The sequence below is a fragment of the Streptomyces sp. NBC_00252 genome (assembly GCF_036187565.1).
Classification (GTDB): domain Bacteria; phylum Actinomycetota; class Actinomycetes; order Streptomycetales; family Streptomycetaceae; genus Streptomyces.
In genome coordinates, this window is the sequence record NZ_CP108087.1 from 4,215,179 (window position 1) to 4,230,353 (window position 15,175).

The window sequence follows — 15,175 nt, forward strand, 5'->3', positions numbered from 1 at the left end:
GCCGTCCGACGTCACTCGGACGAAAGATCGAACGAAGGTCAGCGGAACGGGAGTACGTCCGAGGGCGCGCGACCGCGTCAGATCCAGTCCAGCGCCCACAGCCGGAACACGCCGGTGCCGTCCGTGAGGTAGGAGATGCCGCCGACGTCCTCGCTGCTCACGACGTACTCCTTGCGCTGCCACAGCGGGATCAGCGGCACATCGTCGGCCACGTCCGCCTGGAGGTCGCGGAAGTCGTCGTCGACACGGCTGCGGTCGGCGAACTTCTGGCTGTTGAGGATCAGTTGGTCGACGATCTTGTTGCTGTAGCCGGTGTTCATCGTCGACCCGGTGCCGACGAGCGGCGAGCCGAAGGTGTCCGGGTCCGGGTAGTCGGCGACCCAGCCGACGGCGTACGCGTCCAGCTTGCCGGTCGCCCAGCGCTTCTGGAAGTCGGTCCACTCGTAGCCCTTGACGTCCACCTTGAAGAGCCCGCTCGCCTCCAGCTGCTTCTTCAGCTCGGCGGCCTCCTCCTTGCCCGCGCCGTGCCCGATGCCGTAGCCGTAGGTGAAGCGCACCGGCAGGGAAACGCCGGCCTCATCGAGGAGAGCCTTCGCCTTGTCGGTGCTCTGGGAGGGGTAGTCGTCGAAGAACGACGTCGTGTGGCCGACGATCCCGGTGGGGATCAGCGAGTACAGCGGGTCGACCGTGCCGTCGTACACCGTGGCGGCCAGCTGTTCGCGGTTGACCAGCCAGGCCATGGCCCGCCGCACGAGGACGTCGTGCAGGGGCGTGCCCTTGCGGGTGTTGAGGTACAGGTTGCGGGTCTCGGAGCTGTCCGCCTCCGACACACGCTGGTCGGGGTCGCTCGCCGAGAGCCCGGAGAGCATCTTCGGGGGCAGCTGCCGGGTGGCGACCTGGACCTGCTTCGCCTGGTACGCCTTCTGCAGCGCGTCCGAGTCGGCGTAGTACCGCAGCTCGACCGGACTGCCGGTGCTCTTGACGGCCCCCTTGTAGTGGCTGTTCGGCGAAAGGACCGCCTTCTTGTCCTTCGTATACGCGGACAGGGTGTACGGCCCGGTGCCGTCGACCTGGTAGCCGTTGCGCGGGGCGTCCTTCGGGTACTTGGTGCTGTCGACGATCGCGCCGGCACCGGTGGCCACCCTGAACGGGAACGTGGCGTCCGGGGACGACAGATGGAAGGTGACCGTCATCCCGGAGGCGTCGACCGAGCCGAGCGTGGAGAGCAGCGACGACGGACCCACATCCGAGTTGATCTTCTTGACCCGGTCGAACGAGAACTTCACGTCCTCGGCGGTCATCGCGCGCCCGCTCGGGAAGGTGAGCCCCGAGCGCACCACACAGCGGTACGTCGTCAGCCCGCCGCCCACGAAGGCGCAGCTCTTGGCCGCGTCCGGCACGGGTGTCGTGCCCCCGGAGTCGAACGTCATCAGCGACTGGAAGACGTTGCTGTACAACGCCCAGGAACCGGCGTCGTACGCGGCGGCCGGGTCGAGGGACGTCACCGCGTCCGTCGTGCCGACCGTGATCGTCCTGTCCTCGCTCCCGTCCGCCGGCAGCAACTGCCAGCCCCCGACTCCCACGGCCGCGAGAACCAGCAGCGTCGCGAGAATCCGTATGCGAACCGACCGCATCGGTGTGCCCTCCCAAGGGCCCTCCCGGGCCCCTCACATACGCCACTCCCCTAGTGGCGCGGATCACCTAACCACAGGAGTTTCATCCGAGGGAAGAGGGTTCTGCCGAGATGGGAAAGAACTTACCGACGAGTGTTAAATGCCCGTTTCACAGGCGGTTCCCAGCCGGCGCGCAGACATCCTCCGGCATCGGCAACTAAGCCTGCTTCGAGGCCAGTTGGACGATCGTGATGTCCGAGGGCGCCCCCACGCGCGTGGGCGGCCCCCAGGCGCCCGCGCCCCGGCTGACGTACAGCTCGGTGTCGCCGTACCGCTCCAGGCCCGCGACGGTCGGATTGGCCGCCGCCGCGATGAAGTTGCCGGGCCACAGCTGGCCGCCGTGGGTGTGCCCGGAGAGCTGGAGGTCGACGCCGTGCTTGACCGCCTCGTGGATCTGCACCGGCTGATGCGCGAGCAGCACGCACGCGCGCGTGGTGTCCCGGTCGCCGAGCGCCTTCCCGAAGTCGGGCCCCTGGCCCTCGCTCTCGCCCTGGAGGTCGTTGACCCCGGCGAGGTCGAATCCGGCGAGTTCGGTCCGGGCGTTCTCCAGGGGGTGGATGCCCAGCGTGCGGACTTCTTCCAGCCATTGCTGGGCGCCGGAGAAGTACTCGTGGTTTCCCGTCGGGAATCAACCTAAGACGTACTTTACGAAGGTTGGTGGACCATGGCGCTCATGGACGTACGAGGCACCACAGACTATGACGGGTGTGGCAAGTGCCTGGTAGCTGTCAGGCGACTGTCTCGCAAGACCGAGTCCACCAACTCGCCTGAGAAGCAAGGCGACTTGATCGTGCGCGCCGCCAACGAGGTAGGCGCCCACATCATCGCTTGGGCCGATGACTGGGAAGTCTCAGGCGCCACGAACCCACGCGACCGGGCGCAGTTCGGCCCATGGCTCCGGGGCGAACAAGGACCGTACGACGGCATCGTCGGTGCCGCCGTCGACCGGATCGGCCGCAACGCGAGGGATGTACTCAACACCGCGTACGAGACCTATGAGTCCGGCCAGCTTCTTATTACCGCCGACCATCCGGGAGTCTGGGACCTATCTGACCCGGACCAGGAGTCGGAACTACTCGTCAAAGCCCTCGGTGCTCAACTTGAGCACCGCTCCACCCGGAGGCGGATTCAGGACGAGCATGTAAGGGCGCGTAAAGCTGGACAGGTCAAGAAGAAGCCCTCATACGGCTATATGTACGTGCGCAAGGTCCCCATGGGGAAAGTCGAAAAGATTGTTTTTCACCCAGATTCCTCGCGGGAAATCCGCAAAGTGGCTGAGCGCATCCTAATTGACACAACAGGAAAGATCACTATCTCCACGGAGATAACCCGACTCACTCGCGCAGGCGTACTGACTCCTCACGAATTATTGGCCGAGATGTACGGCCGTAAGCCGAAGATGAAGCCGTGGACTTATCAGAGCCTGAAGCAGATTCTTTGGAGTGAAGCAGCTCTCGGCTACTTGATGCACAAGGGCAAGCCCGTCATTGGCGATAACGGACGACCCATTCAAATTGCACCGCCACTATGGGACAGCGCAACACGAGAGGCTCTAATCGAGAAGACAAAGCGAAAGCCAGGCTCAAGGCACGACGGAAAGAAGGCTCGCGCCGCACAAGGAACAACGCTTCTTGTAGATATCGGCACCTGTGGCTGTTGCCGGGAGCGGCTAAACATCAACGGCTCAAAGGGTTACGGCTGCACTGCACGAGTTCGCGGGATCATATCCTCAAAGGATTGCAAGCCAGCTCCAACTATGAAAATCAGGCGACTCGACGCTAGAGTCACGAATTGGTTCCTGGAGGAGTATGGCGATGGCCAGGTAATGAAGAAAGTGTTCACACCAGGGACGAATTACGCCACCCAGGTTGCCGACCTTGAACGAGACCGGAAAAGGCTTAGAGACGACCGTAACGCAGGCCTGTATGACTCAGACGATGATGCGGAGTGGTACCGCACCGAGTACAAGCGAATGGGTGATGAGATATCAAGGCTCAAAGAGCTTCCTGAGCAGGCTCCACAAGTCGTCATGGTTCCGACCGGGCGCACAGTCGCGGACGAATGGGCAGCAGCGCGAGACGACGCCGAGCGACGCGAAATTCTGAATGACTTCGAGGTGCGAGTCGAACTATTTTCCCTGCAAGCGAAGGAACGCGTAAAAATCACGGGAAAGAACGTTTACGACATAGCGAGTTAGCCACGCCGGACATGAAACCAGAAAGTGCCCCAATAGCCATACAGGCATTGGGGCACTTTCACGTTGAACGCTAGGCAAGAGTAGTAAAAATAGGTCGCATATAGCGCACCACTAGACCATTACGCGTCTTGAATTGAAATGGCTCTATCGACAGCTTACAAACGACCCTGCCGGACATTTCACTAAAATCGCGAATGAGCGCCGAAGCGAGCATCTGGGATCTCACGGTCAGCCTAAAGACCCCTAGGTCACTTTCGTTGATTAGCCGAAAACGGGGGGCCGGATCATCCGTTTGGGCGGTAACGATAACAAGTTCGCTTGATTGGGTAACAACCGCCCAAGTCCTTCTGCTTGACCCATCATCCATCTGAGCAGCACCACCGAGGAGGGTTGCAACTCTTTTTGCCGTATGCCAATCGCCGGTAGCAACAACCCAACTTGACGAAGACGCCATCACTCCCCTTTGCTCAAATCCGGGGGAGAAGTGACCCGCAACGTCAGCCATTGACCGACCCCCATTCCTCCTTAATTTCCTTTCTTATTTCGCGCAGATTCGCCAAGTCTTCGGCTATACCATATGAAATTTCCGCTTCGGCTGGTGAATGCCCCGATCCCACATAACGCCAGGCCGATTCTGTGGCCGCAACTCGGTCTTCCAGGGCGAGCAGATCGCCGCTCTGATGGTCAGCCCGCACTACTCGCAGCGCCCCGTACGTAGTGGAGTACTGCCGCGATTTAGTAAGGACGTGACCCCGGTAACCGAGCGTGTGAGCCCAAGAACGGAGGTTCAGCGCCTCCAATTCCCTCAGGCCGCCTAGGCGCCAGCAGGTAGCCATAAGGGCGCGTACGTGTGAATTCACCGGGGCTAGGCGAATGCTCTCGAAGTCGGTAATGCGGTAGTCGATACCGCCCGCGTCACCCACGCTCTTTGAGACGTATTTCGCAACGTAGGCCGCAACGGCACTGTCGGTGACCGCCGAGGTTTCCGTGAATGCATCGCTACGAATGGGGTGTACGTCAATCTGCTCACCCCACCCGATGACCCGCTCACTGGTCGCCGGAGAATACGTTGTGTGCACTTCTACCGATTGCGCAGCAGAACGCACCACTCCCGAGAGGAGTTCGGTTGTGGCCCACAGCGGCGGAAGCGAGGAAGGGCCCTCCGGCCCGTCGACCCGGATAACCGCATGAAAATGAACAGCGCCCCGCTTTTGATATTCAGCCACTTTCGCGAAGGACACTCTCAGGTGTTCGCCGAGGCGGGTTTGTGTGATTCCTACGGCAGTCGCCAGATGCCGTCTGAGCATGTGGCAATAGCGGTTCCACAGTGAGCCGGCGGAAGCGTGCCACAGGACGTGTCCGGGGTAGTCGTAGCAGTCCCGACACAACGGCTGTCCCACGCTGGAATCCTCGTCGGCATGCTTCTGGCCACAGCCAACCGGCCGCCCATGTTCGCAGACTCCGCCATCTCGTCGAGGACGGCAAACCTTTTCGTCAGGACCTCCCGCACGGTGCACCGGACCGAAAGAGGGAGCAGTGAGGGTGACGAAGAGCCGGGGGTGATGGCGGACGCCGTCTGTGACGCCTTTACCGCCCAGCAGGCCGGAGCGGACGAGGTGGAACGTGTCGCCTGCGTGGAGGTAGGAGCACGGCTCACAGCGCGCTTCACGGCGGTTGCGGCAGCGCACCGGCATCCGGCCGCCCGGTTCCTCACTCGTGTCGTAGTGCCGCAGCACTTCGCCTGTGAGTGCGTCACGGGTCGTGGTGCGTCCGGCGAGATAGATGGGGTGGGCGCAACCGCCAATGGATTTGATCTGTTCGACCCAGCGCGGGAATCCCGGTTCGTGGACGAGCCGGATCAGGTCACGCTCGGTGGACGAAAGATGGCGCAGACGCTCAGCCTGATTCAGGACCGAGCGTCGCGCCTTTTCTGATATCGGAAACACGGGGAGGTCCCCTTTCGCAAGGAATCAGCGGGGCATTCATGAATTCAACTCCTGGCTTTTCTCTGCTCGGCTATGGCTATGACTTGGCTAAAGGAATGTATTTCACGTTTTAGAAAAGGTCCCGCGGGGCAGTTCTACGAATTACGCCATGATGTGATGGCTTGACATTACCCAGTCCTATTTCGGGCTTCCTTTTCGGTGTCAGCCGAAGAAGAGACTTCCGAGGATGCTGACCATCTGCCACACCGGATATGCGAACGGAGTTCCGGCGAGGATGAACCCGAACAGGGATATCAGGGTTGCCTGGTACCAGCGGATTTCCCGCGATCGGGCGGTCAGGACGACGTACAGGAACAGGAATGCGTCGATGACCCAGAGGTCTGTTTGTGTCATGCGGTTGCCCCTCCTTTCTGGAACGGCACGGGATCGGGGTGGATCAGGAACGGGTCTTCCGGGGGCTTGGTCCGCGCGATCACGGCGGCATCGGCAGGGGTGACCAGCCGGGAGCGGGCCCGCATCCACCGGCCGCCCGTGGCGATGACAGCCACGCCCTGTTCGTCTTCCGTGATGCTCTGCGCGGTGACCACGGCATCCGGGTTGATGTCGCCAAGGGTCATTTCTGCTGACGCTTCGTCATGTGCCCGGTGGGCGACGCGTCCGCCGAGCTGTGCGCGCAGCGCCGTCACGCGGGGGCCGATGTCTGAGCCGACCCGCTGTCCCGCGATGACCAGGTGGACGCCGAGGGCCGCGCCGAGCTGCGCGACGCGCAGAAGGAGCGTTCCGCACTGCTCCGCCTCATCGCGTGATTCGCGCGAGCCGTCCGTGAAGTACAGCTCTGCCAACTCGTCGACGATGACGACCAAGGGCACCGGCCTGTGTTCGTCGGGCAGGTCCCAGATGGACCGCTTGCCCGCAGCCCGGCACACCCGCATGCGTTCCTGGATCTCGTCGACCACACCGGACAGCACTCCGAGAGCCTGTGTGCGGTTGGTGGTCAGGACGGAGAAGCGCCCGCCGAACAGGCCGAGTTCCATGCCGCCCTTGCAGTCGACGCCGACCAGGGCGACCGGTTGGGGTGCCAGCGCGAGCACCAGGGCCGCGAGCAAGGACGACTTGCCGGACTGCGTGGCCCCCGTGATCAGCCAGTGGGGCACGCGCCGCAGGTCTATCAGCCAGGGCTCATCATCCTCGTTGCGTCCCACGTCAGCGGCCATGAACCCATGAGCCGGCATAAGGGCGGAAGGGACCTCCCCGGTGAGCGGGTCAACAGCCGTGACGTGAATGAGGACCTGCCCCCGTCGAGGTGACGTGACCCGCACGGCGTAGACGTGCCAGGCGTGTTCCATCGCACGGGCAGCCTGGTAGTAGGGCGCCGGAGTCTGCCCGGCGTGCAGCAGCACCCGCAGCCGCAGCCCGGATTTCGTCGGCATGGGCCAGAGCAGCCGAGGAGGCCGGGGGCGCAGCGCCGTCCCCTGCACCACCAGGTCGCGGCCGATCACTCGACGATCGGGCCGCGTACTCACCGACAGGCCGTTCAGGTAGGCCAGCCGCCGCCACGTCACCAGGACCCGCAGCGCCGTCCCCGGGTAACCGGCCAGCCACCACCGCCACGGCCACCGCCGCACCGGCACACCCCGAGCCTCCAGACGCGGTTCCCACCACTTCCGAGTCAGCACGCCGACCAGGACCAGGCCGCCCACAATCCACAGCGGCAAGGACGGCATCACTCGCCGCCTTCCGGTGTCTGCGCCAGCACGACGCGGGCGAGCCTCATAGCCGCTTCGGCGTGACGGGCCGTCAGGGACAGCAGGAAACGAATCGTGGGTATGTCTTCCGACGTGGTCAACAGTGCTTCCGTTCCGGCCAGCGTCCGCAGGTCCCGCAGAAGCGAGCCAAACGGGCCGTCGACTCCGAACGGCGAGTCGTCACCCTGGGGCACGCCGACAGCGCCCGTTCCCGTCGCCGTCCGCATCTCGCGCGCCATGCGCTCAGCGTCCTCAGCGATGCGTTCCGCGCACGTCTCTTTGCAAGCAAACACTTGCGACTCGTCCGCCGGTGACCGGCCGACCGCAACAGACGCGATCCTCTTCAGAAGGAAATTCGCGCTGCACACGACGCAGGCCAGGCCGTCAGTCTGAGGACCGCTCAGGTGCCAGAAGTAGCGCTCCATCACGCCTCACCGCCTGCCGACTTGCCACGCGGACCGGGCGCCGCAGCAGCCGGACCCGAGCTGGCGCCCGAGGCCGACAAAGGCGTGATGGCATCGGCGCGGTAGGTGGTACCGGTCCGGCCGTCGACCGCCCATTCATTGGCCCACAGGTTCCTGACCTGTACTTCAACGCCCTCCGTGACCGCTTGCGGCTGACCGCTGGTGACCACGTGCACGACATCTGTACGCCGCCCCTCCGCCTGCCGAACCGACAGACCAGTGATCCACAGCGGGTTGCCCTCACGGTCCCGGCGCTGATCACCTTCCAGCGTGGTGCGCGGTTCCGGAGCGATCACACAACGGATCGCACCCAGCCGCGCGACATCGATCGGCTTGTTGTCCATGGGAGTTCACCTCTCTTCTCAGTACGCACCCCCGCCCGAACATCCGTCCGGATGAGGTGGAGCAATTATTTTCACTCGCAAACACTATGAAGGTCAACCACTTATCCGGATGAGTTCAAGCAGGCGTAAGACGGGCGGACAACCACTTATCCTCATGAGTGGCCACAGACACACCGACCCAGCCGCACCCGCAGGCCCACCGGCGACCGACAAGGACACCCCGACATGGCAGCAGCCCGAGAGCCCATCGAACGAGCCCCCTCCATGTACTTGCAGGTCGCTCAGAAGATCGCCACCGACATCCGGCGGGGCCGCTACCAGCCCGGCGAAGTCCTGCCGTCCGAGAGCGCGATGGTCGAGATGTACGGCGTCGGCAAGCACACCGTGCGCTCTGCCATCGCGGAGTTGCGCCGCATGGGACTGGCCGAGTCGCAGCAGGGCAAGGGCAGCATCGTCCTTCCCACCGGTGGAGTCCTGCCCGCCACTCGTGTCGAACGCTCCATCCAGCGCACCAGCAAGGGAAGTTGGCACCTGCCCGAGACCGCGGAGACAGAGCCGCCCGCCGTCAGCCGTACCGCACTGGAGGGGCCCCCGGCACTTCTGTTGGGCCAGCAGGACCAAGACGCCATCAGTGTTGACCGCATGATCCATGACCCAGCCACCGGCGCCCGCATGGCTCACCGCGTTCTGATCCCGATGGCCACCGCAGCCGACGTTCCCTCGATCGCCGAGCATCCCGGCGCCGAGATCACGGAGCTGTACCAGCAGCTTGCCGACACCGGACTGAGCCTGACGTTCACCGAGCACGTCACCGCCCGCACTCCCTACCCCGACGAGCGGACCGCACTAGGCATCGCAGACGCCAGCCCCCTACTGATCACCTACCGCATCACCGGCGACGCCGAGGAACGCCCGCTTCTGTGCGAGGAGTTGAAGGCACCCGCCGCCACATGCCAGCTCACCTACCCCATGACGCCGACCAAGGCGCCCGCCGCCAAGCGCCCCGCCCGTCGCCGCCCCGCATCGGAGTAACTTCTCTTTACTTCCTCAAGGGCGCGCCTTCGGCGCGCCGGGCGGTCCTGCCGCCCCACCCGGGCATGCGGCCTTCGGCCGGTCCCGTCCGGTCGGCAACCGCCCGACACTCCACACGCCCCGACCAAGTAGACAAGCCCCCCGCGCAGTCAGCGTGAGGGGCTTCTGTCGTCTGTCCGGTCAGTCGCCTGGGGAGGTGAGCCGCACGAAATCGATCGAGGCCTACACCTGTCCCTTGCGGCCCCGACTCGGCCCGCTCACACCTTGGTTCACAAGAGCGCCAACACCGCTCACCGAGACACACAGCGCCGTGACGACCCAGATTCACTCAAGGCCCGCGAGAGCCTCGGAGCCACGTGGGCCCGCCCTGGCACCCGCTATGTGGACCTTGGCTCAGTCCAGTGCTGCGCAGAGGTGAGACGACTGAAAGTTGTAGGCATGGGCAACCAGGTTCACGGGCAGCAGCCGCATAGGGCTCGTCTACGCAACGGTGTGGATTGCCCTGAGCGCCGCGTCCTTGCGTGTGATGAACCCTGCACGCAAGGACGCATGCCCGGTCGCGTCCCCACTCCCGCAGGGCCACGCGACCACGCCCCAGCATCGCCGACTTAGCTGGGGCCAGCCAGCCGCAAACTGGGCAGGCGTCTAGGTGGGGGAGCCTGGCGCCCATTGCCGTCAGTTTGTGGCTGGCTTCTTAATCCTGTCACCACCCCCCGATGCAGGCAGTGATTCGCCGTGCGTAGATACGTCAAGCGTTGTGCTGTGCTATGGCAGTAGACGGTTCGAGCGGGGTCGCCGCGTTGGTTGGATCACTCGCGGACATCGAGGGGGGGGAAGAACTAGCCAGCGGCCGGGGGTACCAGGGGTGCTACAGCACACCCCTGGACCCCGCCTAGGCGTGACAACCTCAATCGCAGATGCCGTTACGTCGTGGTGCAGATCCGTGTGCGATTGAGGTCATCACGCACGTTGACCAGCCGATTTCCGCCGTGACCGGGTACTCAACAGCCCTCTGGCCAACAGCCGGCACTATCCCGACCATGCTCCCCGCTCCTGTCAGGCAGCGACCTTGGCAAGCACTGCCCAAATCCCAGCCACGACCGCAGAGAACGCAACAACGACTATGAGCGCGCGCGCCTTTGTGAACCAGGTCAGACAGACATCCGGTAATGAAAGCTCCCGGCGACTCAGGAAAGTTGGACCATTCCTGCCCACCTGGCCGTCATCCGCCACAGCCCACTGTGCCTCAGCAAACCGCCCCGGCCGACACCAAGCGCACCCAGAGTGGCGGGACGAAACAGAATCTTCCATCAGCCAATAGGCGCCAAGCAGTTCGGCCGAACCATGCGGAGCCAGACCGTCATCCTCATCCGGTTGCATGCGCGGGCTAACGAGCAGCGCTCACCGTAGACACGCCACCGTTAACCGCCTTCACAAAGTCTTCCTGACGGCTCTGCTCGTGGCCAACAACCCGCGCCAGGACCAGACTTACGCTGCTGAATGATGACGGCCGCCGTCCATCACCGACAACGGGCGACGGCCGCCCCCCACCCTCCCAGACGTCCCCGCACCTCACACCACCCGTTCTCAACGGATCAGTCAACGATCACTCGATCTCCAGGACTGACCTGCGCTCGTCCCACTACTACTTGGTGCAGCTCTCCGTGTGCTTCCGAACGGCGAAGATCACAGGACCCGCGCCCGTGACCTTGATCCGCTTCCCACATCCCCGGCACACAATGAACTCTCCGTGCCGATCTCTCTGGACGCTCACCCGAGAGCCCTTCGCCGTCTTCCAGTCATCCCGCGCCATCCCCGCTCCCCTTCCCTCTCATCCCTCAGCATGTGTCATCGCGCCCGCCGTAGCACCCGAGCTATCAGCCGTGCATCCTCCGGTCTCAGCCACACCACCGGTTCACCGTGCGCCCCCGAGTGAGGCACAGCCCGCACAGCTCCCTCGTCAACGCCCATGGCCCGGAGAGCGCCGTTCATCTCATCGGCCGCCTCCGCCGCCATGCGCCAGCCCGCCACGTAGTCGACGCCTGGCACATACACGGCGTCCTCAGCTTCGCCGTACTCCCCCTCCGAGCTATTCACCATCGCACACACTCCCCTGTCCCCGTCGCTGCCGCTCACACCCCAAATGAAGCCGGACATGCCGTCAGGGATAGAGCATTGCTTAGCACGAGCAAATAGATCAACAGAATATGCGCACGCGTCACACGGGGGTCCAGGCACCGGCAGCGTGGTCACGGAACTGAGTCAATCACCACACTTTCTGCATGTTTCCTTCACTAAATCTCCTCAATCTTGAATCGCGAGCACACAGGAACGGCCCTCCCCCGCCGTAGCGGAGAAGGGCCGTCGACCTACAGACCTCCCGGCACTCGATCAGTACAGATACATCTCGGTCACCCAGCCCGTGAAGCCACGGGGTAGACCGCCCGACGACGCCTTCACGAGCCGGACCTTGTCCCAGCGCTGCCCATGACGGTCACGCGCCGACGCGATGGCACGAACTCGCTGCCCCCGGTAGACCAACCCGAGGATCATCCGGTTCGTGCCCGGACCCGTGCGCACCCGCAACCCGTTCACCGTGACCGTCTTGTACGGACCGTCGTTCACGCCGTTGATCGTCGCCGTCTGACTGGTACCGACGCCCGACCGCTCCAGGTCCGGCGTCAACGCCGACGCTGCCGAGGTACCCACCAGCCCGACACCGGCCACCAGGGCAGTCGACACGGCCAGCGACCGCAGTGCATTACGTCCCATGATCAAAACCCCTTCGGTTCGAAAGAGGACGAGCAACTACCAACCGCCATGAGGTAGCCACTCATCCGGATGAGTGGCCAGCATCCGTCAGGCGCACCGTTCAGGTCAACCACTTATCCGGATGAGTTGCTGCCTAGGGTCGGGCCGGAACACTGTCCGTCCGTCGCAGGGAACGACGGACGGACAGAGCAAGCGCAGGGTCAGACGCGCTGCCGGAACGTAGCCCAGCGACGAGCAGCATTGAGCATTCGTGCGGTCCATTCGTCTGCATCGTCGCCCGCGATTTCCTCCCACACATTCGCAGTCGCCTGAGCGAAAGCGGTGATTCCTTCCGTGGGAGCGGCGCGCCACGAGGGGATCTCAGACGCCCACCGTTCGGCCGACTGCGGTTCGTGTTGTCCGGCAGCCATGAGCCAAACGACCCAGTACCCGGCATCTAGCCATGCCGCGCCGCGCGTTGCCCATGCCCAATCGACGAGATAAGCGGAGCTGTCAACGATGACGTTGTGGTCGTTCAGGTCCGTGTGAAGCAGCGAATTGCCAGCGAAGTAATCGAGGTCTGTCGGTTTGGCCGCGTACACCCCTAGACGTTGCTCCGCCTGCCGCAACTGGATTTCTGGGCAGGCGACTTCTCCGAGCCGGCGCAGCAATTCGGCGACCTTTGTAAGGTCCGGTGAATCGGGCGAGTAGTCGGCGTGATGCCCTTGCAGGTTCTCGAACCCCAGGAGCACCCAACCGGCTTCTTCGATCTGCCAGAACAAGGTGGGCGCGATTCCTTGAAGGAACGGGTTCACTTCAGCTTCGCGACGCTGAGTCCCTACCCATCTGTGGTCGGCGCGCAGCCCCTTAACAAAGCACGACCCCAATTCTGTGAATACACGCACTGCAAGTTCGCTGTTTAATCCCTGGCTTACTGCCTCAGTCTTGACTACCGGCCCGGTCTGCCTCTCGACAGCAGCAAGCACGGCAAGTGGAAGGTCTTCAAAGGTGATTCGCGATGTGGCCACAGCTTCCTACGCTCTCATGTAACGGCCCGCGCGGGCCCCCTGACGAGTAAACGTCATGGAGCCCGCGCGGGTCGCGCTATCTACTATCCCTGATACGGGTTGTCGTCGTTGCACGCGGCGAGGGTCGCCGGAGTCAGCGACTCGACGTCCTCGACGATGACGAGTCCGGTCGGCTCGGTGCTTTCCGGACGGACGGGCGGGGGGCTCAGCGGAAGGGGCGGCACCATCAACGCCGATACGGGGCGGGTGGTGATCTCGACAGCAACAGCGGTCATGCGGCATCTCCTTTTTCGTGCTGACAGTAGGTTTCCAGTGGTGCCTTCGCAGCCTGGTATGCCTTTGCGAGTGGTCGGCATACTCGGCACGTTCCCGAAAGCTGACAACCACTACAGCCACCGGTGCGAAGCATTTGAGCGTCTGCTATTGCAGGCAGACGCAAAAGACCGTCAAGCCCCTCAGCTATCAAGCTGATTGGGTTTTCGCGCCCGATCTTGCACATGGTCGCGAATCCGTGAGGGTCGACATGGAAGAAAGTGTGTCCGGCCGGACACCCTCCGAATACAGAAGACTTATCCAAGAGTCCCGGCGCTTGCGCAGCAAGGGGTTCGGATGTGCCGTCGTAGGTAGGAGAGATGTTCGAGTACTCCGAGTACTTTTCGGCGTAATCCGCAGCCATAGCGCGCATGGATTCCACCTCATGCGCATTGTGCTTTGTGATGATCAGGGTCAGCTCAAGGGGAATTCCCTCGTCCTTCGCCGACTTGAGCCCCTTGAGTAAGAGCTTGAAAGCTCCCGGCTTTCGGGTCAGAGAGTCGAAGCTCTCTGCTGTTGCTCCGTAGAGCGAGACCTTGACCCTGTGCGGCGGCATGTCCCCGAGGAGATCTAACATTTCAGGTCGGTGAAGCCGAGAGCCGTTCGTCAGGATCTCGATCATCATTCCCATGCGGTACGCATGTTCGTAGGCCGCAAGGAAATCCCTGTCAATCGTGGGTTCTCCACCCGTGATTTGAAGCCACAGAACGCCAGCGTCACGAAGCAGGGAGAGTAATTCCCGCTTGCCATCCATGGGAAGGCCCGCGAACTTTCGCTCTGCCAGATAGCAGTGCTCGCAGTTGAAGTTGCATCCCTTATTGATCTCCCATGACGCGCGGCTGTAGTTGAGGGGTGTAACGGCACGGGCAACCATGGCTTCCTTGCTGGAGCGGCCAGACAGTTCAACGCCCCAGGCTTGCCGCGCAGCATCGGAAAGCCACCTCGGGACGGGGGCGCCATCCTCCACAGCCTTCGACAGCTCACAGAACATTGCGTAGGGAACCTGAATCCCCTTCTGTGCGCCTGGACGCACAATTACAAACTTATCGCTCTGTGGACTTACTATTACCTGGTGCATTCAATCCTCCCTGTCGACTCCCAGCCCCGTCCGGCTGCCACCGTCGAAAAGACAGCCGGACGGGATTTGGCCCGCCCCTGCCGGGATCACTAATCTCCGTGGGGGAAACGAAAATTTGCTTCCATCCGGCAGGGACGGAGTCTGTGAGCGTGCATCCATTTTTTCGTCGAACATCCGTCGACTACGGACATTCACCTTCGTTTTCTATATCATCCGTAAGGCCGCCAATAACCCATTCCATGGGTATGTCGCCTCCTTCAGCCAGCGCCTCATTGAGGCTGAGCACGAGATGAGCCAGACCTACAGCAGCAGATCTCCAACTGGCGACATTCTTGAGGTCTTTTGCATATGCAGGCTGAGTTAGCCTCTCAGCCGCAGAAAGCGTCTGGTCATATAGTTCGCGCGCATCTATTCCATCGCTACTCATTAGGCTATTCGTAACGCTCCCATGTATGACCTCCCCTATGTGCGGCATGCAGCCAACAAGAGTCATCTTTTGAAGGACCCTTCGAAGGGCAGTAGCTTCGGAATTGGACTGTGATTTCACCCTCATTCGCGCCCCAGGTGATCCATACGTCTACGTCATTCTTATCGGGCGCAAGGTC

General features: G+C 62.8%; 13 protein-coding genes and 1 pseudogene. 2 read left to right on the forward strand and 12 right to left on the reverse strand.

Annotated elements, in window-relative coordinates; translation table 11 throughout:
- Positions 1 to 77: 77 nt before the first annotated feature.
- Positions 78 to 1,634 (reverse strand): ABC transporter substrate-binding protein, encoded by a 1,557-nt coding sequence (locus OHT77_RS18210; protein WP_328829537.1) that lies wholly within the window; start codon positions 1,632 to 1,634, stop codon positions 78 to 80.
- A 196-nt stretch (positions 1,635 to 1,830) separates the two neighbouring features.
- A pseudogene (locus OHT77_RS18215) lies at positions 1,831 to 2,301 on the reverse strand (metallophosphoesterase); the annotation flags it as partial.
- A gap of 36 nt (positions 2,302 to 2,337) precedes the next feature.
- Here OHT77_RS18215 and OHT77_RS18220 point away from each other — a divergent pair.
- Positions 2,338 to 3,870, forward strand: a complete 1,533-nt coding sequence (locus tag OHT77_RS18220; protein ID WP_328829538.1) for a recombinase family protein — start codon at positions 2,338 to 2,340, stop codon at positions 3,868 to 3,870.
- A gap of 497 nt (positions 3,871 to 4,367) precedes the next feature.
- Here OHT77_RS18220 and OHT77_RS18225 read toward each other — a convergent pair whose 3' ends face one another.
- The 5 genes from OHT77_RS18225 to OHT77_RS18245 form a co-directional block, all read right to left on the reverse strand.
- Positions 4,368 to 5,816, reverse strand: a complete 1,449-nt coding sequence (locus tag OHT77_RS18225; RefSeq protein ID WP_328829539.1) for a replication initiator — start codon at positions 5,814 to 5,816, stop codon at positions 4,368 to 4,370.
- A 201-nt stretch (positions 5,817 to 6,017) separates the two neighbouring features.
- Positions 6,018 to 6,209 (reverse strand): hypothetical protein, encoded by a 192-nt coding sequence (locus OHT77_RS18230; protein WP_328829540.1) that lies wholly within the window; start codon positions 6,207 to 6,209, stop codon positions 6,018 to 6,020.
- A complete protein-coding gene (locus OHT77_RS18235; protein WP_328829541.1) occupies positions 6,206 to 7,540 on the reverse strand; it encodes an FtsK/SpoIIIE domain-containing protein in 1,335 nt (444 codons plus the stop codon). The genes OHT77_RS18230 and OHT77_RS18235 overlap by 4 nt, the downstream gene beginning before the upstream one ends.
- Positions 7,540 to 7,986: a hypothetical protein gene (locus tag OHT77_RS18240; RefSeq protein ID WP_328829542.1), complete on the reverse strand. Its 447-nt coding sequence runs from the start codon at positions 7,984 to 7,986 to the stop codon at positions 7,540 to 7,542. Before OHT77_RS18240 ends, OHT77_RS18235 begins: the two co-directional genes overlap by 1 nt.
- Positions 7,986 to 8,369 carry a hypothetical protein gene (locus OHT77_RS18245; protein ID WP_328829544.1) on the reverse strand — a complete coding sequence of 128 codons (384 nt, stop codon included), beginning with the start codon at positions 8,367 to 8,369 and terminating at the stop codon, positions 7,986 to 7,988. The genes OHT77_RS18240 and OHT77_RS18245 overlap by 1 nt, the downstream gene beginning before the upstream one ends.
- A gap of 225 nt (positions 8,370 to 8,594) precedes the next feature.
- Here OHT77_RS18245 and OHT77_RS18250 point away from each other — a divergent pair, with 225 nt between their 5' ends.
- Entirely contained in the window at positions 8,595 to 9,401 is an 807-nt protein-coding gene (locus tag OHT77_RS18250; protein ID WP_328829545.1) for a GntR family transcriptional regulator, read from the forward strand.
- A 1,848-nt stretch (positions 9,402 to 11,249) separates the two neighbouring features.
- Here OHT77_RS18250 and OHT77_RS18255 read toward each other — a convergent pair.
- The 5 genes from OHT77_RS18255 to OHT77_RS18275 form a co-directional block, all read right to left on the reverse strand.
- Positions 11,250 to 11,558, reverse strand: coding sequence for a hypothetical protein (locus OHT77_RS18255; protein WP_328829546.1), 309 nt, complete (start codon positions 11,556 to 11,558; stop codon positions 11,250 to 11,252).
- A 234-nt stretch (positions 11,559 to 11,792) separates the two neighbouring features.
- On the reverse strand, positions 11,793 to 12,173 hold the full coding sequence (locus OHT77_RS18260) for an SH3 domain-containing protein (protein WP_328829547.1): 381 nt from the start codon (positions 12,171 to 12,173) through the stop codon (positions 11,793 to 11,795).
- Positions 12,174 to 12,373: 200 nt separating this feature from the next.
- A complete protein-coding gene (locus OHT77_RS18265; protein ID WP_328829548.1) occupies positions 12,374 to 13,180 on the reverse strand; it encodes an aminoglycoside phosphotransferase in 807 nt (268 codons plus the stop codon).
- Positions 13,181 to 13,263: 83 nt separating this feature from the next.
- Positions 13,264 to 13,455 carry a hypothetical protein gene (locus OHT77_RS18270; RefSeq protein WP_328829549.1) on the reverse strand — a complete coding sequence of 64 codons (192 nt, stop codon included), beginning with the start codon at positions 13,453 to 13,455 and terminating at the stop codon, positions 13,264 to 13,266.
- On the reverse strand, positions 13,452 to 14,483 hold the full coding sequence (locus OHT77_RS18275) for a radical SAM protein (RefSeq protein WP_328829551.1): 1,032 nt from the start codon (positions 14,481 to 14,483) through the stop codon (positions 13,452 to 13,454). The genes OHT77_RS18270 and OHT77_RS18275 overlap by 4 nt, the downstream gene beginning before the upstream one ends.
- Positions 14,484 to 15,175 lie beyond the last annotated feature (692 nt).